Annotated in this window: 21 protein-coding genes; 7 read left to right on the forward strand and 14 right to left on the reverse strand. The window is 42.1% G+C overall.

The genetic code is table 11. The features are described from left to right. Window positions 1–2: 2 nt before the first annotated feature. On the reverse strand, window positions 3–1,028 hold the full coding sequence (locus OAG1_RS10645; protein ID WP_016401499.1) for an amino acid ABC transporter substrate-binding protein: 1,026 nt from the start codon (window positions 1,026–1,028) through the stop codon (window positions 3–5). Between the two features lie 516 nt (window positions 1,029–1,544). Between OAG1_RS10645 and cobB the strand changes: the two genes are divergently transcribed. Next, window positions 1,545–2,264: a Sir2 family NAD+-dependent deacetylase gene (cobB, locus tag OAG1_RS10650; protein ID WP_152784886.1), complete on the forward strand. Its 720-nt coding sequence runs from the start codon at window positions 1,545–1,547 to the stop codon at window positions 2,262–2,264. After that, window positions 2,261–3,019 (forward strand): glucosaminidase domain-containing protein, encoded by a 759-nt coding sequence (locus tag OAG1_RS10655; RefSeq protein ID WP_338626375.1) that lies wholly within the window; start codon window positions 2,261–2,263, stop codon window positions 3,017–3,019. Before cobB ends, OAG1_RS10655 begins: the two co-directional genes overlap by 4 nt. Here OAG1_RS10655 and ttcA read toward each other — a convergent pair. The 12 genes from ttcA to OAG1_RS10715 form a co-directional block, all read right to left on the reverse strand. After that, a complete protein-coding gene (ttcA, locus tag OAG1_RS10660) occupies window positions 3,016–3,912 on the reverse strand; it encodes a tRNA 2-thiocytidine(32) synthetase TtcA (protein ID WP_338626376.1) in 897 nt (298 codons plus the stop codon). The two genes, OAG1_RS10655 and ttcA, sit on opposite strands and share 4 nt — an antisense overlap. A gap of 80 nt (window positions 3,913–3,992) precedes the next feature. Continuing rightward, the gene (uspE, locus tag OAG1_RS10665) at window positions 3,993–4,925 is read right to left on the reverse strand and encodes a universal stress protein UspE (RefSeq protein WP_016401495.1); all 933 of its coding nucleotides are present in this window, start codon (window positions 4,923–4,925) and stop codon (window positions 3,993–3,995) included. 135 nt (window positions 4,926–5,060) lie between these two features. Further along, window positions 5,061–5,807 carry an FNR family transcription factor gene (locus OAG1_RS10670; RefSeq protein WP_016401494.1) on the reverse strand — a complete coding sequence of 249 codons (747 nt, stop codon included), beginning with the start codon at window positions 5,805–5,807 and terminating at the stop codon, window positions 5,061–5,063. A gap of 68 nt (window positions 5,808–5,875) precedes the next feature. After that, on the reverse strand, window positions 5,876–6,541 hold the full coding sequence (locus OAG1_RS10675) for a sulfite exporter TauE/SafE family protein (protein ID WP_338626377.1): 666 nt from the start codon (window positions 6,539–6,541) through the stop codon (window positions 5,876–5,878). Then, on the reverse strand, window positions 6,525–6,698 hold the full coding sequence (ccoS, locus tag OAG1_RS10680; RefSeq protein WP_338626378.1) for a cbb3-type cytochrome oxidase assembly protein CcoS: 174 nt from the start codon (window positions 6,696–6,698) through the stop codon (window positions 6,525–6,527). Before ccoS ends, OAG1_RS10675 begins: the two co-directional genes overlap by 17 nt. After that, window positions 6,695–9,082, reverse strand: a complete 2,388-nt coding sequence (locus OAG1_RS10685; protein WP_338626379.1) for a heavy metal translocating P-type ATPase — start codon at window positions 9,080–9,082, stop codon at window positions 6,695–6,697. The genes ccoS and OAG1_RS10685 overlap by 4 nt, the downstream gene beginning before the upstream one ends. Beyond that, the gene (locus tag OAG1_RS10690) at window positions 9,072–9,554 is read right to left on the reverse strand and encodes a FixH family protein (protein WP_338626380.1); all 483 of its coding nucleotides are present in this window, start codon (window positions 9,552–9,554) and stop codon (window positions 9,072–9,074) included. Before OAG1_RS10690 ends, OAG1_RS10685 begins: the two co-directional genes overlap by 11 nt. Window positions 9,555–9,638: 84 nt before the next feature. Continuing rightward, window positions 9,639–10,607 (reverse strand): cytochrome-c oxidase, cbb3-type subunit III, encoded by a 969-nt coding sequence (ccoP, locus tag OAG1_RS10695; protein ID WP_016401489.1) that lies wholly within the window; start codon window positions 10,605–10,607, stop codon window positions 9,639–9,641. After that, window positions 10,604–10,786 carry a cbb3-type cytochrome c oxidase subunit 3 gene (locus tag OAG1_RS10700; protein ID WP_016401488.1) on the reverse strand — a complete coding sequence of 61 codons (183 nt, stop codon included), beginning with the start codon at window positions 10,784–10,786 and terminating at the stop codon, window positions 10,604–10,606. The genes ccoP and OAG1_RS10700 overlap by 4 nt, the downstream gene beginning before the upstream one ends. A gap of 10 nt (window positions 10,787–10,796) precedes the next feature. After that, window positions 10,797–11,399: a cytochrome-c oxidase, cbb3-type subunit II gene (ccoO, locus tag OAG1_RS10705; RefSeq protein ID WP_016401487.1), complete on the reverse strand. Its 603-nt coding sequence runs from the start codon at window positions 11,397–11,399 to the stop codon at window positions 10,797–10,799. 1 nt (window position 11,400) lies between these two features. Further along, window positions 11,401–12,834 (reverse strand): cytochrome-c oxidase, cbb3-type subunit I, encoded by a 1,434-nt coding sequence (gene ccoN / locus OAG1_RS10710; RefSeq protein ID WP_016401486.1) that lies wholly within the window; start codon window positions 12,832–12,834, stop codon window positions 11,401–11,403. Between the two features lie 25 nt (window positions 12,835–12,859). Continuing rightward, on the reverse strand, window positions 12,860–12,982 hold the full coding sequence (locus OAG1_RS10715) for a hypothetical protein (RefSeq protein WP_016401485.1): 123 nt from the start codon (window positions 12,980–12,982) through the stop codon (window positions 12,860–12,862). Between the two features lie 332 nt (window positions 12,983–13,314). On the opposite strand from OAG1_RS10715, the gene OAG1_RS10720 reads away from it, so the two are divergent. Genes OAG1_RS10720 through OAG1_RS10735 form a run of 4 tightly spaced genes read left to right on the forward strand, consistent with a single transcriptional unit; the run spans window position 13,315 to window position 18,182 of the window. Next, window positions 13,315–14,349: a two-component system response regulator gene (locus OAG1_RS10720; protein ID WP_338626381.1), complete on the forward strand. Its 1,035-nt coding sequence runs from the start codon at window positions 13,315–13,317 to the stop codon at window positions 14,347–14,349. Window positions 14,350–14,378: 29 nt separating this feature from the next. Next, window positions 14,379–15,953, forward strand: coding sequence for a response regulator (locus OAG1_RS10725; RefSeq protein ID WP_338626382.1), 1,575 nt, complete (start codon window positions 14,379–14,381; stop codon window positions 15,951–15,953). 25 nt (window positions 15,954–15,978) lie between these two features. Continuing rightward, entirely contained in the window at window positions 15,979–16,530 is a 552-nt protein-coding gene (locus tag OAG1_RS10730) for a YSC84-related protein (protein WP_152784899.1), read from the forward strand. A gap of 59 nt (window positions 16,531–16,589) precedes the next feature. Further along, window positions 16,590–18,182 (forward strand): VCBS repeat-containing protein, encoded by a 1,593-nt coding sequence (locus OAG1_RS10735; protein WP_338626383.1) that lies wholly within the window; start codon window positions 16,590–16,592, stop codon window positions 18,180–18,182. A gap of 41 nt (window positions 18,183–18,223) precedes the next feature. On the opposite strand, the gene OAG1_RS10740 is transcribed toward OAG1_RS10735, so the two are convergent. After that, complete coding sequence (locus tag OAG1_RS10740; protein ID WP_016401480.1) at window positions 18,224–18,580, reverse strand: YibL family ribosome-associated protein; 357 nt, start codon at window positions 18,578–18,580, stop codon at window positions 18,224–18,226. A gap of 195 nt (window positions 18,581–18,775) precedes the next feature. Between OAG1_RS10740 and OAG1_RS10745 the strand changes: the two genes are divergently transcribed. Then, window positions 18,776–20,065, forward strand: a complete 1,290-nt coding sequence (locus OAG1_RS10745) for a site-specific integrase (RefSeq protein WP_338626384.1) — start codon at window positions 18,776–18,778, stop codon at window positions 20,063–20,065. The last annotated feature ends 120 nt before the right edge of the window (window positions 20,066–20,185 follow it).

Below are 20,185 nucleotides of genomic sequence, written 5' to 3' on the forward strand. Positions count from 1 at the left end.
AATTAACGAATTGGTGGAGCGTATTGGAAGCCGCCGTCGTTCCAAAGGGCATTAACACCACGTGCAATACCTAGAGGAGAACCTGCACCAACATTTTTCTCAAAAGACTCGCCGTAGCTACCCACTTGCTTAACAATGTTGTAGCCCCATTTGTCATCTAGACCTAAACCTTTACCCTTAGGACCTTCTAAACCTAAGATACGACGAACGTTAGGGTTAGTAGATTTAAGCATGTCGTCTGCGTTAGCCGAAGTTAAGCCATACTCTTCAGCATTGATCATCGCAAATAGAGACCACTTAACAATGTTTAGCCACTGGTCGTCACCTTGACGAACAACTGGGCCAAGAGGCTCTTTAGAAATGATTTCTGGCAATACCATCGCGCTATCTGGCTTAGCTAGTTTAATGCGTAGTGCATAAAGCTGAGATTGGTCTGAAGTAAGAACGTCACAACGGCCTGCTTCAAAACCTTTAACTGTTTGGTCTGAAGTATCAAATACAACAGGAGTGTATTTCATGCCGTGCTCACGGAAGTAATCCGCTAGGTTAAGTTCAGTAGTAGTACCTGATTGAATACAAACAGCAGCGCCGTCTAATTCTTTAGCTGAAGAAACACCCAGCTCTTTACTTACCATAAAGCCTTGGCCGTCATAATAGTTAACACCAGCAAAGTTCAAACCTAGTGAACTATCGCGTGTTAGCGTCCAAGTAGTGTTACGAGAAAGAATATCAATTTCGCCTGATTGAAGTGCAGTAAAGCGCTCTTTCGCAGTAAGGGGAGTGTATTTAACTTTAGATGCATCACCTAAAACGGCTGCAGCTACTGCGCGACATACGTCAACATCAAGGCCTTGCCAGTTGCCGTCGGCATCTGGGTTTGAGAAACCTGGTAAGCCAGTACTAACGCCACATTGTAAGAAACCTTTACTTTTCACATTGTCTAACGTTCCTTCAGCAGCGCTTGCGTTAGCAGCAAATGCTAGAGCAACAGCAGCAACTGCGGCTTTAATATGCGTGTTTTTTAACATGTTTTCTTCCCTGTACAGTTTGTCTTCTATTGTGGGGTATATCACTCGAAAAATTTGCTTGAGTGCTAATTTGAGCCAATAACAACATAAACATTCAAATATTGGGTGTCAACATTATTGTAACACCGCAATCGCGGTAGAATGCCGAATAACTGACCACTAGCGCAAATCTATTCAATATAAATGAATATAGTATCAAGCCGCTTAAGTTTTTGGCTTATCAAGTTTTTGTTGCGCTAGATCAAGATTAGCACAGCTAGCGATAATTCCCTGATTTAGTTACCTTAAAAGTGCTAAAAGCGAGATATGTCGCAAAAGTTAGATTTTGAAACGTAGTATGGAAGGAGAAACTAGATATTCTACTTTATGTCGAAATTCCTACTGGCTAGTATGTTAACACTTAGTTACAAACAGGCGTAAAATACTGTGTTACAACTTAAGTAGGATGGGGTCTTATGCTGACTTATTATATATTTATAGTAGCTTCTACCTGAAATTGAAGAAAAGAAGATGAATATGAAAAAAAATGTCATTGTTTTAACCGGCGCCGGTGTTTCTGCTGAGTCAGGCATCCAAACATTTCGAGATTCTGACGGCCTATGGGAAAAGCATCGAGTAGAAGACGTAGCAACACCAGAAGCCTATCAACGCTCTCCTGATTTTGTTGACCAGTTTTATAATCTACGTCGTAAGCAGCTACAAGAAGGGAATGTTCATCCAAATCCTGCCCACTTTGCTTTAGCTGAACTTGAAAAACATCAAGACATCGAATTGTTAGTTATCACCCAAAATATCGATGACTTACACGAACGTGCAGGTAGTAAGAATGTGTTACATATGCACGGAGAGTTACTAAAAGCACGTTGCCCAGTCAGTAACCAGACAACAGTGTGGAAGGAAGACTTAGGTAGCGACGTGTTGTGCACTTGCTGTCAGTTTCCGACGCGACTTAGACCTCATGTAGTTTGGTTTGGTGAAATGCCAATTGGTTTAGATAGAATTTATCACCAGTTGAACCACTGTGATATATTTATGGCGATCGGAACATCTGGTCATGTATTTCCTGCAGGAGGTTTTGTTCACGAAGCGGCAAGTCACGATGCGCGCACTATAGAATTAAACCTTGAACCCTCGGAAATGCAAAGCGAATTTGGCGAACGCTATTACGGCCCAGCCAGCGAATTAGTACCCGAGTTTCTTAGTGAACTCACTTCAGAACTAAGAGTTAATAATTGAAAAGAATAATTTTACCGGGATTGGTAGCAGTTTTTTTAGTTGCTTGTGAACAATCCCCAGAGCAGCAAGCACAGTCACAAAGCTTACCTCCGCTGCACGAAATTGAAAATGTTCAACAGAAAAAGCAAAGCTTTACCGACTTCATCACTCCACTAATCGAAGCTAGCAATAATAAGATATTACAGCAACGCTCAGAGGTGGAAGCTATAGCTGCAACGTTAGCTAAGGGCTCAAGCCTTTCTAAGAAACAAAAACAGACATTAACTCAACTTACAGAACTCTATAGAGTTGACCCATCGCTGGATGAACAATCCCAAGTTCAACACCTATTAGTTAAAGTAGATCTTATTCCACCAGCTTTGGTGCTTGCACAGGCAGCAAATGAATCAGCTTGGGGAACGTCGCGATTTGCCCGTGAAGGTAATAACTTATTTGGGCAATGGTGTTATAAGAAGGGCTGTGGTTTAGTTCCTTTGAATCGAAACGATGGGGCTAACCACGAAGTAAGAAAGTTCGATAGCGTGTATGAGTCGGTGAGTGTTTATATGAATAACTTAAACAGCCACCCAGCTTACAAAGGCTTCCAGAAACAACGAAATCTGGCACGCTCTAGTGGAGAATTAAACGCGATGGAACTAGCTACTCAACTGAGCAGTTATTCTGAAAGAGGCGAAGCTTACGTAGAAGAGTTACAGCAAATGATGAGGGTTAACCAGAACATTTGGCCAACCCGAACACCGATTATCTCAGGTTAAAGCTCAACAACCTGCACTATACCAGCTTGGCTTTGTTGGCTTGGCTGGTCTTCTAACTCTGGCGCATCAAAACCAATATCACCACCATCAATGATTCCACTATCTCGATTTATCGATTTAAAGTCGAATTGTTGATGGTCGAGCAAGTGTGAGGGAACTACATTTTGGACCGATCTAAACATTGACTCTATTCGTCCGGGAAAACGCTTCTCCCAATCGTTAAGCATTTGCTTAATCGCCTGGCGTTGTAGGTTTTCTTGGGAGCCACAAAGGTTACAAGGAATGATTGGAAAAGATTTCAGCTCTGCATATTTTTCCATATCGCTTTCTTTACAATAAGCCATAGGGCGAATAACTACATGTTTGCCATCATCGCTAACCAACTTCGGTGGCATGGTTTTAAGTTTGCCTCCATGGAACATATTCAAAAATAAAGTTTCTAATATGTCGTCTCGGTGATGGCCTAAGGCGATTTTAGTCGCTCCTAGTTCAGTGGCTGTTCGATACAAAATGCCCCTACGCAAACGCGAACATAGAGAGCAAGTTGTTTTGCCTTCCGGTATTTTGTCTTTAACTATTGAATAGGTGTCTTCTTCTACGATTTTGTACTCAACACCTAAGCCTTTTAGATATTCAGGCAAAATGTGCTCGGGAAAACCCGGTTGTTTTTGATCTAAATTGACAGCAACTACATCAAAATTTATCGGAGCATGGGCGCGTAGGTTTAATAGTATGTCTAGCATTGCATAACTATCTTTACCACCAGATAAACAAACCATTACTTTGTCGCCTTCCTCAATCATGTTGTAGTCGGCAATTGCTTGTCCAACATGACGTCGAATTCGCTTTTGTAGCTTGTTGTGGTTGTATTGTTGTTTTGCTGTAACTGACATAGTGTGTTCCCAATAAAAAAGCGGGGCTATTATATAACCCCGCTTTGCTTAAGCAATGTTTAACGTCAGTTTAGCTTTATCTATTTTTGGAAAGGACTCACGAAATTTTGCGGTTTAAGCGCCAGTAAGTCGCAGTCAAGCTGGTCAATAACGTGTTCTGCTGTATTGCCAATAAGTGCAGCACTAAACCCGCTTCTACCTGAGGTACCCAAAATAACAATTTCTGCATCTATTTCGTTAGCTACTTCGGGAATTACATCGTCAGGTAAACCTTCCTCAAGGTGTGTGGTGACCACTTGCTCAAATTGTTCTTCAACAAATTTATTAAGCGCGGTTTTATGAAACTCCATGACATTCTTATTGTACTTAAGCGGATCAAAGTCTGGCAGCTCTATCGCTATGTTTACCGGCGCTGCAGGATAGGCTGTCACCACATGCAAATTGGCATCTAGCAACTTACTTAGGTCTTTTGCTTCGTTAGCGATTCGCTCGTTTAATTTGTGATGCTCTTCATCTTCTGCTCCTGCGTGGATCGCAGCAACAATTTTACCCTCGGTTGGCCAGTCATGTTCTTTTACCATTAACACTGGAGTGGGGCATTTACGCAAAATATGCCAATCGTTCGGGGTAAAAATAATCGACTGTAAAGTAGGGTGGGGGTGTGTCGCTTTAACAACAAGGTCGTGGCCAAAGTCGAGAACTTCTTCAATGACACTTTCGTATAAGCGATTGTTCCAAACTACTTTGGTTTCTATTTCTATCCCAGCAGTGTTTGTTGCAGCAATTACTTCATTTAGCCAAACATTACGTTCTTCTATCACTCCTGAACGCATAGCTTCGCGCTCTTCTCCAGATAACATGGATGTCATCTCGTAAGAAAAGTCGTAAATAGTAAGTAGAGCTTTGATTTTTGCTTTGTCTTCTTTCTGCGCAAGAAAAACAGCACGAGACAAGGCCGCCTGGGTGTCGTGAAGAGGGTCGATGACCACTAAAATATTACGATACTTAATCATAAAGCAGCTCCTAGAATCTTCTGGAATAGCTACTTAACTTTAGCTTAATTTGGTAGGAATAAATTAGATATAGTTAACACTGACCTAGATTTCTTTCGATAGATTGATGTAAATCAGGTCAGTGTTATTAGGTACTTAGCTTTGTTTAGTACCAGCTAGTTGGCGTAGTGCATCACGATCAGTAATTGAAATGTATTTACCTTTTACTGCAATCATATCTGCTTTTTGGAAACGACCAAGTAAACGGGAAATGGTTTCTACGGTTAGGCCTAAATAATTACCGATATCACCACGAGTCATAGTCAGACGAAATTCTCTAGGAGAAAAACCTCGTTCCGAAAAGCGTTGTGATAAACCATAGATAAAGGCAGCTAAACGTTCTTCAGCATTCTTTTTGCTTAGTAGCAAAATCATTTCTTGGTCTGCAACAATCTCATTACTCATTAAGCGCATCATTTGACGGCGTAACTTAGGCATTGTGGCAGACAATTCATCCATGGTGTCAAAAGGAATTTCACATACCATTGATGTTTCAAGTGCCTGGGCAAAACTAGGGTGCTCTTGGCTGTTAATGGCATCAAAGCCAACTAGGTCGCCAGCTAAGTGAAAACCGGTAATTTGTTCATCACCTTGTTCGGTAATGGTGTAGGACTTAATTGTACCTGAGCGAATGGCATATAAGCTTTTTAGCTTATCGCCTGCAGCAAATATTTCTTCGCCTTTCTGAATAGGCTTTTTACGCTCGATAATACTATCTAAGCGATCTAGCTCTGTCTCATTAAGAGAGAAAGGGATACATAACTGGGCGATACTGCAATCTTGGCAGTGAATTTCACAACCACCAGTTTGGATTCTTTGACTAGCTTTTGGGTTAATGCTCATACTCAAACTATGCTATAGGAGTTCGAGGCAATTCTACTCTTTATGTAATAAATTTTCTAGATCTATTGCTACAACAATGTAACAACTTGGTAGATCCCTAAACTCAAAACACTCAGTCCGGAACAAACTTGTAATACGCGATTTGTCATTAGTTTAGTTAGTTGCTGGCCCAGTAATACAGCTAACAGCATTACACTAAACGTACCTAAACCAAAACTAAACATCACGCCCGCTCCGTTTAGCCAATGTGCCTGACTAGCACTTAATACCAATGTTGAATAAACCAAACCGCAAGGTAGCCAACCCCATAACATGCCCAATGGTAAACTGGCTGCTGGGTGTTGCAGGGCCAACATCTTACTTGCTTTGGGTTGCACCTTTGACCATAAGCCTTTGCCAAGTTGTTCCACTGGCGTGAGAATTGACCACCATCGAGTAAGGTGGATGCCCAGTAAAATGAGCATTATTGCAGCGAACCATTGTAAAGCTACGAGCATGTAAAATGATTTATGAACTTGGCTAATTGCTTGTATGGAACCAGCAACAATAGCGCCGGCAATAGAGTAGCTTAGGATCCGACCTAAATTAAAACCAATACTTACTAAAAGCTTATTGGAGGAGTTATTGGCACGAGAACCTAGTATGCATGCGATGCCGCCACACATTGCTATGCAGTGTGTGGCGCCTAATAAACCGGTGATAAAGGCTGCTACAAAATCAGTCTGTAGAATCATTGTCTTGTTTGGCTTTGTTCTTATCATCAAACAAAATGTTGATACCTTGGCGGTCTAAATCTTCAAATTGTTCGCTTTTAACAGCCCAAAAAAATATACCAATTCCTACACATACAAAGATCAGGGCGATGGGGATCAAGACAAATATAATACTCATTGCTTGTTTAACCTTAGGGAATTAGTAAGTACCGCTAAAGACGATAATGACATACCGATAGCAGCCATATAAGGAGTAACGATTCCAGCCACTGCTAAGGGCAATATTAAGGCATTATACCCTAAGGCCCATGCGAGGTTTTGAGCAATAATCTTTTTAGTCTTTTTGGCAAGATCCATGGCGGTGAGCAAAGTAGAAAGCTTGCTACCCAACAACACAGCGTCAGCACTTGATTTAGCGATGTCGGTGCCCAAACCCATAGCAACCGAAAGCGGTGCGGCGGCCAAAACTGGACCGTCGTTTACTCCATCACCAAGCATTAATAGGTGGGGGGAGTTTTGCGTTTTAGTTTTAACTACTTCGAGTTTTTGTTGGGGTAAAGCGCCGCTAGCAATGTCAGTTATATGTAACTGTTTTGCAACATATTCTACTTGTGCAGAGTCATCCCCAGTTAACATTGAAAGTGAAATATCTCGCGCCTTTAAGCCCTGTGAAAAACTAACAGCGTCTTTTTTGATGGTATCTGAAAGATAAACTCTAGCAGCCAACTTATTTTCGACCATTAACACCAATTCGAGCATTCCGGCTATTGGTTCAGCAGCTTGACCACAAAAGGAAGCTTTACCTAGTTTCAACTTTTTACCGTCTACTTCTCCACTTAAACCTAAGCCAGTATGGTGCTCAATATTAGTTGCAGCGTAGTTCTGGTATTCGCTGAAGGCATTAGCAATGGGATGGGAGCTTTGTGCTTCTAGAGCTCCAATCAGATTAAGAGTTGTTATTTCATTAACATCGCCAAGGCAGTTTACTTGTTTAATCTGTAACTTGCCCTCGGTAAGTGTGCCTGTTTTATCAGATACAACAGACGTAACTTTGGCCAAACTTTCTAACACGTGTCCCCGTTTAACCAATAAGCCTGTTTTTGATAGTTTGTGTGTAGCTGCAGTTAGTGCTGCTGGGGTTGCTAAAGATAAGGCGCAGGGACAAGTAGCAACTAAAACCGCCAAGGTAATCCAGAACGCATCTTCAGGTGAGTGAAAATGCCAGTAGGTGTAGGTAAGTGCAGCAATCACCAACAAACCAAAAACAAAGTAGCGAGCCACGCTATCGGCTATTGTTGCTATTTTAGGTTTCTCGCTTTGAGCTTGCTCTTGCAAACGCATGATATTGGCGATAAAGGTGTTTTGAGATACTGCTTCAACCTCTAAATGAACGGTTTGTTCATGGTTGATGGTACCGGCAAAAACCGTATCACCTAGCTTCTTAGTGATAGGCAATGATTCGCCGGTAAGCGAAGACTCATCAAATTCACTCTCACCAAACACTACTTGTCCATCGGCAGGTACTACTTCGCCGGGTAAAATGACGATAATGTCTGATTGTATAAGCTGGCTCGCCGCAAGCTTTTGTTGTTGACCGGTCTCATCAATTCGCATGGCTAACTTAGGCACTAGCTTAAGCATATTTGAACTGGTTTCGCTCGCCTTGCGTCTTGCTCGCAATTCAAGAAGTCGGCCCAGCAATAACAAAAATGTGAACATGGAAACCGATTCAAAATAAACTTCACCGGTGCCGTTTATCGTGGCATAAAGCGACGCACTATAGGCGCCTAATAATGCAATAGAAACAGGCACATCCATATTGAGTGTTTTAGCCTTGAGGCTTCGGTAAGCACCGAAATAAAACGGCTGTGCAGAGAATAGCAATACTGGGGTTGCCATAATTAAGCTCACCCAACGAAAGTAATCTCGATAGATAAGCTCCATGTCCTCAAACAGGTCACCATATAGAGCGATAGCAAACATCATTACTTGCATGGTGGCCAAGCCAGCTACACCCAATTTGAGTAAATGACTGCGGTATAACTTTCGATCTATCTCTTCTTGTTTATCTGTTTGAAAGGGATTGGCGTTATAGCCAAGCTTATGAATACTTTGTAGTAATTGACTTAATTTAACTTGCTTATCATCCCACACAAGCGTCGCTCGCTGGGTAGTCGAATTAACATGGATTTTTTGAACACCTGGAATATGCGATAACTGTTTTTCGATTAACCAAGCACAAGCGGCACAGGCGATCCCTTCGATAGAGAGTAAAACTTCCTTGCTGTTTTCATTTTGTGCTACAAACTCTAGCTGAACGCTTTCGTCATCATACTCCAACATTTTGACCAAGGCGTCTGGTACAAGACCTTGAGCACTTGGGGCGGCAGCGGTTCTATGTTGATAATAATCTTCTAAGCCACTTTCAATTATTGTTTGCGCAACGGCAGCACAACCTTGGCAACACATCGCTTGAGAGCTACCAAGAATTGAAACATGTAAATTTACGCCTTTGGGAATTACTTCGTTACAGTGGAAACACAGGCCTTGATTACTTGCCATCGATTTCTTCTGCGTTGTAAAGCGGTAGTTGTAGTTCTTCCTGCAGTCTCCAGGAATCATCCATTGGACTAATTCGAATAAACCAGCGGCCAGACTCATTTAAATCATCACCAAAGCGGTAGCGACCATTTGCATCAGCAGTAACGACATAACTGCGGTCATTTTTAGCGAGGGTTTTATGTGCTAGTTCAATTTTAAGTGGTTGGTTCTTTAGAGAGTCAGGCAGAACCATATCCAATACCAAACCATTATTAGCAGGTGCTACAGCTGCTTTGATCCCCATTTGTTCAGCTTTTTCGATTAACGACAAGTCAGCGTTAATTGCTTTACCTTTTTTATAGTAAGACTCAACCACCATGTCATTGTTGGTTGTAGCAGCTATATAAAAAGTAAACAGGCTTGCAACTACCGCAGCCATAGGTAGCGCGATTAAAAACCACGGCCAAAATTGTTTATACCAAACTTGTTGCATAACAGCATACTTCCATTCACAAGGGGGGCTTAAATATAACAAAAAAAAGCGACGCATAGGCGTCGCTTTTTATAAATTTTAAGTCTATTCGCTCTTAGAAAGCTGATATACGTAGGCGGAAATAAGCTGGATCTTATCTTCTCCTAGAATATCCTTCCAAGCTGGCATTACACCATTACGGCCGTAGCGAAGGGTTTCTTCAACTGCACGGCGTGAACCACCGTATAACCAAATACCATTGGTTAAATTAGGTGCGCCAAGCGTTTGATTACCGGTACCGTCAGCGCCGTGACAAGCTGCACATACTGCAAAACGATTTTTACCATTGGCGGCATCAACATCGTTAACCTTACGGCCAGATAAGCTTAGAACATAGGCGGTAACTTCTTTAATACCGTCATCACCTAATACTGCTTCCCAACCAGGCATTTGGCCTTGACGACCGTGCATAAGGCTAGCTTTAATCGCTTCGCCACTTCCACCATATAACCAATCACCATCAGTTAGGTTAGGGAAGCCTTTGCCACCTCGAGCCGAAGAACCATGACATTGCGAACAGTTTTGTAGATACAAACGTTGGCCAATTTTAACCGCCGCTGGATCTTCAGAAAGCTCCTCTACACTTCGGTATTCGCCAGACTCGTTGTACGCAACTTGACGGAAAACTTCACCAAATCGAGCATCAGCTTTATCAAGTTCACCTTGGTATTGGTTGGCAACATTGCCGTCGTAAGCAGCTACACGCTCTTGACCTTCTGCAATGCTCTTAATACCCATTTCTGAGCTCTTCCAACCAAGGAAACCTTGCCAGTTACCTAAGCCAGGGTAGGCCGCTAAATAAACCAACGAGAAAACAATGGTAATAATAAACATATAAGACCACCACTTCGGAAGAGGGTTGTTTAACTCCTCGATTCCGTCGAACTCGTGGCCCATTGATTCACCTTCTTTTACGCCGGTGTTGTTCTTATTACATGCCCTTAGCAGCAAGAAACATCCTGCGATGCTGCCTAAGGTTATTACAGTAATCCACACGCTCCAAAATGTGCTCATTTTTTCTGTGCTCCTTCAAATTCCTTTGTCGGGCTAGTTTCAGGCTCGTCGGCAAAAACCAAGTTTGCAGCTTCAGCAAAATCCTTTTTGCGTTTTTTACTGTAGGCCCAGGCAAAAATACCTACAAAAATCGCCATTAAGAAAGCTGTATATAGGCCGCTAAATGTACCAAAGTCCATAACTAACTCCTTATTTTAATGCTGTACCCAACACTTGTAAGTAGGCTATTAAAGCTTCCATTTCAGTTTTGCCTTTAACGGCTTCTTCTGCACCTTCGATGTCTGCATCGGTATAAGGCACGCCAAAATGGTTTTTAAATAGCGCGAGTTTCTTACCTGTTAATGAGCTATCTACTAAGTTTTCCTCTAACCAAGGGAAACCAGGCATGTTCGACTCAGGTACTACATCGCGTGGATTAATTAGGTGCACTCGATGCCATTCATCAGAATAACGTTGACCAACACGTGCTAGATCAGGTCCGGTACGCTTAGAACCCCATAAGAACGGGTGTTCCCAAACACTTTCGCCAGCTACCGAGTAGTGACCATAACGTTCAGTTTCTGCGCGGAATGGACGAATCATTTGGCTATGACAGTTGCTACAGCCTTCGCGGATGTAAATATCACGACCTTCCATTTCTAGAGCAGTGTAAGGCACTAAACCATCTACCGGTTCGGTAGTTTCAGGTTGAAAAATTAGCGGGGTGATTTGTACTAAACCACCAAAACTAATTGCGATAACAATGAATATGGCCAGTAAACCAACATTCTTTTCGATTAACTCGTGCTTCATGTTATGCCTCCTGTCCGTGTTCAATTGGTTTTAGAGAGCCTTTCTCAGCAGTAATGGTTTTGTATGCGTTGTAAGCCATAACAAACATACCAGTTAAGAAGAACACACCACCTATAAAGCGAACAAAGTAGAACGGGTAAGAAGCTTGCAGCGACTCAACAAATGAATATGTTAAGGTGCCATCTTCGTTTACCGCACGCCACATCAAACCTTGCATAACACCAGAGATCCACATCGCTACGATGTAAAGAACTACACCAATAGTCGCAAGCCAGAAGTGGGTGTTAATTAATTTAGTGCTGTACATACGGCCTTGGCCAAATAGCACAGGTATTAGGTGGTAAACACTACCGATTGATACCATAGCAACCCAACCTAAAGCACCAGAGTGAACGTGACCAACAGTCCAGTCTGTGTAGTGAGATAAGGCGTTAACCGTTTTAATTGCCATCATTGGGCCTTCAAAGGTAGACATACCATAGAAAGACAGAGAAACAATTAGGAAACGTAGAATTGGGTCGTAACGAAGTTTATGCCAAGCACCAGACAAGGTCATAATACCGTTGATCATACCACCCCAAGAAGGAGCGAATAGGATAAGAGACATCACCATACCTAAAGACTGTGCCCAATCAGGCAATGCAGTGTAGTGTAAGTGGTGAGGACCGGCCCAAATGTAAATAGATACTAGTGCCCAAAAGTGAACAATAGACAAGCGGTAACTGTATACAGGGCGACCAGCTTGTTTTGGTACGAAGTAGTACATCATACCCAAGAAGCCAGCAGTAAGCAGGAAGCCAACCGCGTTATGGCCGTACCACCACTGCACCATTGCATCTACAGCACCGGCGTAAATCGAGTACGACTTAGTCATTGTTAGCGGAATAGCTGCATTGTTAACAATGTGCAGTACAGCAACGGTAATAATGAATGCACCAAAGAACCAGTTAGCAACATAGATATGCGAGGTTTTTCTTTTGACCAAGGTGCCAAAGAAGACTATTCCATAAGCCACCCATACAATCGCGATTGCTATGCCAATTGGCCATTCTAGTTCCGCATACTCTTTTGAAGTAGTGAAACCCATAGGCAGTGTTATCGCAGCCGATACGATAATCAAATTCCAACCCCAGAATACGAAGGAGGCGAGTGGGCCACCAAACAATCGGGTTTGACAAGTACGCTGTACCACGTAGAAGGAACAAGCCATTAATGCACTGGTACCAAATGCAAAAATAACGGCGTTTGTGTGAAGGGGACGTAACCGGCTATAAGTTAGCCAAGGAGTATCGAAGTTAAGTGCAGGCCAAATTAATTGCGCAGCAATTAATACACCAACACCCATGCCAACTATACCCCAAACAATGGTCATTACAGTGAACTGTCGAACAACCGTGTAGTTGTAATCAGTCTCTGTGCTAGCTGCTTGGTTCATAAATACATGCTTCCGTTGCTATTTATTATTTGTTTAAGCGAGTTTGATGCAATGGCATCAACAACATGAAACGAATTGTTAAACTACTTTCACGTTTAGCACGAATAGAGCCTACAACCAGTAGCTTAACGGCGCGATCATACTTCATCGACTGATCAAATAACAGTTTGAAAAACTAGTTATTTGCATATCTTCGCTAAATATTTAACAAATCTTTTCCAATCAACAAACCGCATTGATCTAGATCAATTATGAACCAATAATTTACATTCGCGTAACCAAAAATCTGCTTTACGTAACATTAGATTTTTGCGATGCGCTTTAGCTCAGTGTTGGCACTAATTAGACTTAAGTCTAAACATTCGTGTATATCTAATGAAACGCATGTTTTTTAAGCCTCATTGTTATTAAATTGTTGATTTTAAGCCTATAGTTACTACTAGCTATTTTTATCGATGGATTGGTAAACAAGGATATTTTATGGAAAACAGGGCCACTGTTCTCATTGTGGACGATACACCAGAGAACATCGACGTATTGGCAGGCATTCTGCGAAATGATTACAAGCTGCAAGTGGCACGCAATGGCGATATGGCATTAAAGATTGTTGCTAAAGCCAATAAACCCGATTTAATACTGCTAGATATTATGATGCCAGGCATCGACGGTTTCGAGGTTTGCCGCCGTTTAAAAGAAGATTTAAGCACTCGCCATATCCCAGTTATTTTTGTTACCGCCAAAATAAGCCCCGCTGATGAACTAAGAGGCCTAGAGCTAGGTGCTGTTGATTACATCACAAAGCCAGTAAGCCCACCGGTAGTAAAAGTAAGGGTGAAAACCCAGCTTGCTTTGTACAATCAAAATCGAGAGTTAGACCGAAAGGTAAAAGAGCAAACCGACGTTATTAATACCACCCGTTTACAAATCATTCAGCGTTTAGGTAGAGCCGCAGAGTACAAAGACAATGAAACCGGCATGCATGTTATTCGCATGAGTTACTACTCGCGTATTCTTGGTTTAGCCGCAGGAATGAGCGAAAGAGATGCAGACATACTTATGAATGCTGCACCGATGCACGATATAGGCAAAATTGGTATTCCCGATCGTGTATTGCAAAAACCAGGAAAGTTAGACGCCGAAGAATGGGAAATTATGCAAAGCCATGCAGTAATTGGTGGTGAAATTCTCGGCGAGGGTGATAGTTCAGAGCTACTCGAGCTTGCTAGAACAGTAGCATTAACCCACCATGAAAAATGGAACGGCAAAGGTTACCCCAATGGACTTGCTGGAGAAGATATTCCTATTGAAGGGCGAATTGTTGCTATCGCTGATGTATTTGACGCACTCACTTGCGAACGCCCATATAAAAAAGCTTGGCCGGTAGAAAAGGCCATCGAGCTTTTAGAAAGTGAAGCTGGAATTCATTTCGACCCCAAGTTAGTACCATTGTTTATAGAAGCACTTCCCGAAATACTCGAAGTAAAAGAACGATTTAAAGAGTCTTTAGAAGAATAGTTGGCTGGCCGCGAAGGATACGCTTTTACATGCAACTGAATAAACTCACAGTGCTAATCGTCGACGATATGGCACCAATAAGAAAAATCACCTACGAGCAGTTACGTCGCTTTGGCATCGGCCAAGTAATACAAGCAGAAAACGGCGCGCAAGCGCTAAATGTATTGAAAAAACGGCATGTCGACCTAATTTTGTCTGATTGGAATATGCCGGTGATGAGTGGAATAGAGTTTCTTAAGACAGTTAGGCAATCAGAAACATGGCGACACATCCCGTTTATTATGATTACCGCAGAAGCTGAGCGCGATAGAGTTTCAGAAGCCATAAGCGAAGGCGTAACCGATCTTATTATTAAGCCTTTCACCACTGCATTGTTGCAGTCTAGGCTACAGCAAGCAGCAAAGGGCGATGTGAGAAACCGCCAATCCCTAGCCAATAGCGAGGAGCCCGAACTCGAAGAATTACCCATACCAGAGCCTGTGGCTGCAACGCCTTTAGCCCAATCAAAACAAAACACCGTATTAGTCGTTGACGATACGCCAGAAAATCTCACATTGTTAGGCGGCTTATTACGCGATGACTACCGCGTGCTACTTACTAAAACTGGGAAAAAGGCCTTAGAGATTTGTTGCTCTGAGACGCCACCAGATCTGATATTACTAGATGTAATGATGCCCGAAATGGATGGCTATGAAGTGCTAGAAAAGCTCCGTCAACATCCAAACTCACAACACATTCCAGTTATTTTTGTTACCGCCTTAACCGAGATAGGCGACCAAACAAAAGGGCTTGAAGGTGGCGCAATAGACTACATCACAAAGCCTATTCAACCGGAGTTACTTAAACTTAGAGTACGAAATCACCTGCGCTCGGTCGATCTCCATAAACATCTACAAAGTGACTTAGATAATCTTATCGAGAAAGAGAAGCTAAAAAATAGTGTCGATCAGTTGCTAAGGCACGATCTAAAAGGGCCAATAGCGGGTATTGTTGCCTTAGCTGAGCAAATCAAAACCGATCGTCAGGCAACTGCTAGTATTAACGAAAGCTCAGTGATGATAGACGAATTGTCTATGCAGTTGCTCAACATGATTAACCTATCAACCGAGTTATATAAAATTGAACAAGGTCGCTTCGAGCTAAAAGCTAAACCGTTTTCTGTTCACTTAATGCTTAAAAAAATGTTAACCGTAGTCAGGAAAACTTTTAGTAGCAAACAACTACTTATGTACTTAGAGCCTGAAGAAGAAGATCCAGGTAACGAAGTATTAGCCTTAGGCGACGAATCCTTAAGTTATTCGCTGTTTTTTAACTTGCTTAAAAACGCCTGCGAAGCAGCGCCCAGCCGAAGCAGAGTGTCTGTATCAATAAGTGTTGTAAACAATAAAGTCGAAGTTACTACCGAGAATGTAGGAGCAGTGCCCGAGGCAATAAGAGAGAACTTTTGGGAAAAATACGTCACGTCCGGTAAAGATACTGGAACAGGCTTAGGCACTTACTCGGTAAGTTTGCTTAGCGATGCGCAAAATGGCGAAGTAAGTATGCGCACCAGCGATAAAGATAATACCACTACAATCACTGTGGCATTGCCACTCTCAAATTAGTTTTATTCGAATACGAGGAACTACGATGAAGAACCTACTCACAGCCTTAAGTGTCACCTTATTGTTTATAAGTAGTTTTAGCTTTGCAGGTGTAGAGGAAGACCGGGCTGAATACGATAAGTCGGCCAACGAGACTATCGCTAAATTTAAGGAAGAAAAGCCGGATATATCAGGAAAAATGGCAAGTGGTGTTGGCTATGCTGTATTTAGTAACGTTGGCGTTAATTTGTTTGTTATTTCAGCTGGCGGTGGAACTGGCATCGCAGTGGATAATGCGTCGGGTAAGAAAACCTATATGAAGATGGGCGAAGCTGGCGTAGGTTTTGGTTTAGGTGTAAAAGATTTTAGGGCTTTAATGATCTTCAAAACACGAGAAGCCTTCGACAAGTTTGTAGAAAGCGGATGGCTATTTGGCGCCCAAGCAGATGCGGCCGCAACGGCTGGAGATAAAGGCGGTTCAGCCGAGGTCGAAGGTGCAATTGGTGATGTAGAAATCTATCAGTTAACAGAAGCTGGTCTGTCACTTGAAGCCACTATTAAGGGCACCAAGTTTTGGCAAGACAGCGATTTAAACTAAAAAATACAGCTACACTTTAATAGCCAGCGATAAGCTGGCTTTTTTATTAAGGGCTTAGCATGATGCAACTTGTAACAATTATCTTAGTTGTAGCTTCATTTGTAACCAGTTTGGCTGCCAGTGCCTTGGAGTTTAAAGCTGTTTCTACTAACGCTAATGCACTCATCCAACAATGGCACAAACAGGAACTTAAAGCACAAGGCGGGGAGTTTGGCTCCCATGGTTGGTGGCCATGGGGAGTAGGCGGGTTTGATTACGACAACGATGGCGATATAGACCTCTACCTCTCTCATCATGGCACCCCAGGTGGCAAGCTGTTAGTTAACCAATTAGTACCGAGTGGCGTTCTAGAATTTAAAAGCCTTAGCACTAGTCAAAAGCTACCAGGCGCCGACGACAAACCATGGTTTTTTGATTTTGACGGTGATGGTTGGCTCGACATAGCCGCTTTTTCTGATGAGAAAAAGAATCCTTATGTTTTGAATAAGCAAGGTGAATTTGAAGTAGCTTCACCTAACGAAACCTTTTCTCCAGTGTCTTATCCCAAAACGGTGTTAGACATAAATAAAGATGGCTACTTAGACTTAGATGCAGGGCGCAAGGGGGCATTCTATTACCAAGCTGATCAACTAACATTTCAACGCGATAAAAACTACAGCTCTAGCGACAATCATTTATTGCCCGCTAAATATCAACAAATTGAACAAGACTTTAAGGCCAATAACAAAAAGAACCGCTTTTTCCGAGCTAACACTTACCAACACTTTATAAATCGTTCGCCAATACAAAGTCCTATGCTTACACCCATTGATCTTAATAACGATCAGCAAAGTGACATTATCGTTGCTGGTCACGGCGGCTATGGCGGTGATCACTTAGGCTGGTATTTTTTAGCCACTAAGGAAGGCTACTCATTATCAAATAAGCGTCTCAAACTGCCAGAATACGCAACGCCAATATTTGTTGGAGATTTAAACGGTGATAAGCGCCAAGACTTAATAACAACTGGAAAAGGTAAAGGCGACGTTTACCTACAAACAGACAAAGGTTTTGTTAAGCAAAATTCGCCACTAAGCAAGATGCTAAATGCCGGTGCACCTTATCTTGTGCGTGTGTTTGCAGTGGACTTTGACAACGACAGAGATTTAGATTTGCTACTTTCTAATCCCCGTAAAAAGTATGGAAAGGTGTGGGAAAATGATGGGAAAGGCAAGTTTAAACAAGTATTAAGCTTCAATGGTTGGGACTCTAACCCAGTGTTTATCACCGACCTAAACAACGATTTGCGCCAAGATATTGTGATAGGTGGGGCGAGTAACCAACAGCTGCAAGTGTTCCTAAACACAGGCCAAAATCAACAGAACAGCCTGTATATTTACCCTCGCTATAAGCAACCCAACCCCTATGCGGTTGATGCCATAGTCAAGATATACCAAGGTGAAAAACTCATTGATCAACAAAGGGCAAGGTGGGACGGTTTGCCTCTGGTTTTTTCTTTAGGAAAGCTGAGTAAAGTAAGCGCAGAAATAACTTTTAGTGATGGAATAACAGAGCGTTATGAAGATTTAGTAGCCAATCACAATTACACACTTATCTATAAAGGCGGTAAGTTTATAGGCCATATTCCAGCAAACTTAGTGGCTAAGTATTAGCGTTAAAAGAGTAGGGCAAAGCTAGTACTTTGCCCAAACAACTAAAACTCTTTTGGGGCAAATCCAGTAACTTCTTTAATGCCCATTTCACGGCCTAAGGCTGTCATTGGGTGTACTACCACCAAACCTTTAACCGACTTCTTCAACTTACCCATATCTGCTTGTTCTGTTTTTGTAAGCACGCGGCTAAAGGGAAGGGACTTAACGTCGCCGCCTTGTTGACTTAATTTCTTAGTTTGCTGGGCTTTTACACTTTTAAGCTTTTTAGTAAGTGCAGTTATTGTAGTATTGAACTGATTAATCATCACAGTGTCACCACGTTCGTGGGCGGCATCTAACTTACGTTTTGCCGTGTCTAATTTGTTGTGAATTGATTGAAGTTCATTTTTTAAATTCATTGTAAATCCTAAGGCTCACATCGAGCATTCATCGTTCAAGGCCTGTTAGCCAATCGCTTATTATAGCAGTAAGTTTGTCTTAGGTTTTACATTTATAGAGTAAACAATTTACTGCCTTAATGCCGATAATGCTATTTATCGGCAATTGCATTTAGGGTTATAATATCAATACTATTCAGTAGCTTAACTAAGTTCATGCTAACACTTCCGCCAGCCATTCCTCTGTTCGATTCCATTCAATATCTTGAAGATGGCAATGCTATCGTTAACCAACATCTGGCAGAAGTTACCTTAAGCGCCGTTAGCGATGCCGGATTTGTTTACGAATACGCAGTAGATTGGTTGTTAGAACAGCGTCATAGTGAAAACAATTACAAAACCTACCGAAGCGAACTCACCAGCTTTTTACACTGGGCTTATACTGTTGAGCAAATCTCCTTATCAGTGGTGACACGACGGGTACTAAGTAAGTATTTAGACTATTGCAGTAAGCCGCCGCTAGAGCTAATCGCTTATCGAAATGTTGCCCAGTTTGTTGTCGATAAACAGCTGAAAGAACGTTTGCCAAATCCACAATGGCGGCCGTTTTTAGGTAAGAAAATAGAGGGTATTGAGCAGCCATATCAAATAAGTGATAAAGCCTTAAAAACCAAATTAGCGATTTTATCTTCGTTTTATGCCTATCTAATTAATGAAGAATATACAGAGCGTAACCCAGCCATGGCTTTAATGAAGAACAGCCGATTTAAAGCTAGCAGCCAACACACTATTAGTGGCGAAGATCTAGAAGACATTAAATCCTTTAGTGACTTACAGTGGTCTTATGTAATGAGTGCCGCTAATCAACTTGCTAAACAAACACCAGAGGAAAACGAGCGTATTTTATTTTTAGTTAGCCTTATGTACAGCTGCTATTTACGAATATCCGAAGTAGCAGCAAGGCCTGGCTTTTCGCCGATAATGGGACAGTTCAAACGTGATACTAAAACCTCTGTATGGGGCTTTTATATACCACGTAGCAAAGGTGGAAAAAAGCGTACCGTTGCAGTGTCTAAGCAATTGTTAGATGCCTTACAACGTTATCGACGCTTTTTACAATTAACGCCGTTGCCAACACCCAATGAGAAAACGCCATTGTTTGTAAGACACCGAGCAGCTGGCCGAGGTAGAGATTCGGGATTACTTAATGCCAATCTTGGTATTCGCCAATTAAGAGAGCAAATCTACATGCTCATCGAGCACGCCGCTAAACTCGCCGAAGCAGACGGCTTTAAGCAAGACGCTAACGAGATTCGCCAACTAACGCCACACAGCATTAGACACACCGGAATATCACACGACATAAATTTAGTAGGTCGGCCATTATCACATGTACAAGCAGATGCCGGACACGACAGTATTGATACAACGTCTCAGTATTTGCACACATCTCGCGTAGAACGCCATCAATCTGCTGAACATAAGCCTTTGGATCACTTAAAGTAATTGCTATTTCTACGCGGCATTACAGACAAACTTTCGGGGATTGCTAAAAACCGACCCATAAGGCGCATAATGTATATTATGTTAAATAAGATATATAAACGAATCACCTTAAATTTGCAT

Source organism: Agarivorans sp. OAG1 (genome assembly GCF_037076485.1).
GTDB classification, from domain to species: Bacteria; Pseudomonadota; Gammaproteobacteria; order Enterobacterales; family Celerinatantimonadaceae; genus Agarivorans; species Agarivorans albus.

What these genes read in the sequence shown, in the direction of transcription:
- OAG1_RS10645 (WP_016401499.1), bottom strand. Translation starts at nt 1,028, where the DNA reads ATGTTAAAAAACACGCATATTAAAGCCGCAGTTGCTGCTGTTGCTCTA.
- cobB (WP_152784886.1), top strand. Translation starts at nt 1,545, where the DNA reads ATGAAAAAAAATGTCATTGTTTTAACCGGCGCCGGTGTTTCTGCTGAG.
- ttcA (WP_338626376.1), bottom strand. Translation starts at nt 3,912, where the DNA reads ATGTCAGTTACAGCAAAACAACAATACAACCACAACAAGCTACAAAAG.
- uspE (WP_016401495.1), bottom strand. Translation starts at nt 4,925, where the DNA reads ATGATTAAGTATCGTAATATTTTAGTGGTCATCGACCCTCTTCACGAC.
- OAG1_RS10670 (WP_016401494.1), bottom strand. Translation starts at nt 5,807, where the DNA reads ATGAGCATTAACCCAAAAGCTAGTCAAAGAATCCAAACTGGTGGTTGT.
- OAG1_RS10675 (WP_338626377.1), bottom strand. Translation starts at nt 6,541, where the DNA reads ATGATTCTACAGACTGATTTTGTAGCAGCCTTTATCACCGGTTTATTA.
- ccoS (WP_338626378.1), bottom strand. Translation starts at nt 6,698, where the DNA reads ATGAGTATTATATTTGTCTTGATCCCCATCGCCCTGATCTTTGTATGT.
- OAG1_RS10685 (WP_338626379.1), bottom strand. Translation starts at nt 9,082, where the DNA reads ATGGCAAGTAATCAAGGCCTGTGTTTCCACTGTAACGAAGTAATTCCC.
- OAG1_RS10690 (WP_338626380.1), bottom strand. Translation starts at nt 9,554, where the DNA reads ATGCAACAAGTTTGGTATAAACAATTTTGGCCGTGGTTTTTAATCGCG.
- ccoP (WP_016401489.1), bottom strand. Translation starts at nt 10,607, where the DNA reads ATGAGCACATTTTGGAGCGTGTGGATTACTGTAATAACCTTAGGCAGC.
- OAG1_RS10700 (WP_016401488.1), bottom strand. Translation starts at nt 10,786, where the DNA reads ATGGACTTTGGTACATTTAGCGGCCTATATACAGCTTTCTTAATGGCG.
- ccoO (WP_016401487.1), bottom strand. Translation starts at nt 11,399, where the DNA reads ATGAAGCACGAGTTAATCGAAAAGAATGTTGGTTTACTGGCCATATTC.
- ccoN (WP_016401486.1), bottom strand. Translation starts at nt 12,834, where the DNA reads ATGAACCAAGCAGCTAGCACAGAGACTGATTACAACTACACGGTTGTT.
- OAG1_RS10715 (WP_016401485.1), bottom strand. Translation starts at nt 12,982, where the DNA reads ATGAAGTATGATCGCGCCGTTAAGCTACTGGTTGTAGGCTCTATTCGT.
- OAG1_RS10720 (WP_338626381.1), top strand. Translation starts at nt 13,315, where the DNA reads ATGGAAAACAGGGCCACTGTTCTCATTGTGGACGATACACCAGAGAAC.
- OAG1_RS10725 (WP_338626382.1), top strand. Translation starts at nt 14,379, where the DNA reads ATGCAACTGAATAAACTCACAGTGCTAATCGTCGACGATATGGCACCA.
- OAG1_RS10730 (WP_152784899.1), top strand. Translation starts at nt 15,979, where the DNA reads ATGAAGAACCTACTCACAGCCTTAAGTGTCACCTTATTGTTTATAAGT.
- OAG1_RS10735 (WP_338626383.1), top strand. Translation starts at nt 16,590, where the DNA reads ATGATGCAACTTGTAACAATTATCTTAGTTGTAGCTTCATTTGTAACC.
- OAG1_RS10740 (WP_016401480.1), bottom strand. Translation starts at nt 18,580, where the DNA reads ATGAATTTAAAAAATGAACTTCAATCAATTCACAACAAATTAGACACG.
- OAG1_RS10745 (WP_338626384.1), top strand. Translation starts at nt 18,776, where the DNA reads ATGCTAACACTTCCGCCAGCCATTCCTCTGTTCGATTCCATTCAATAT.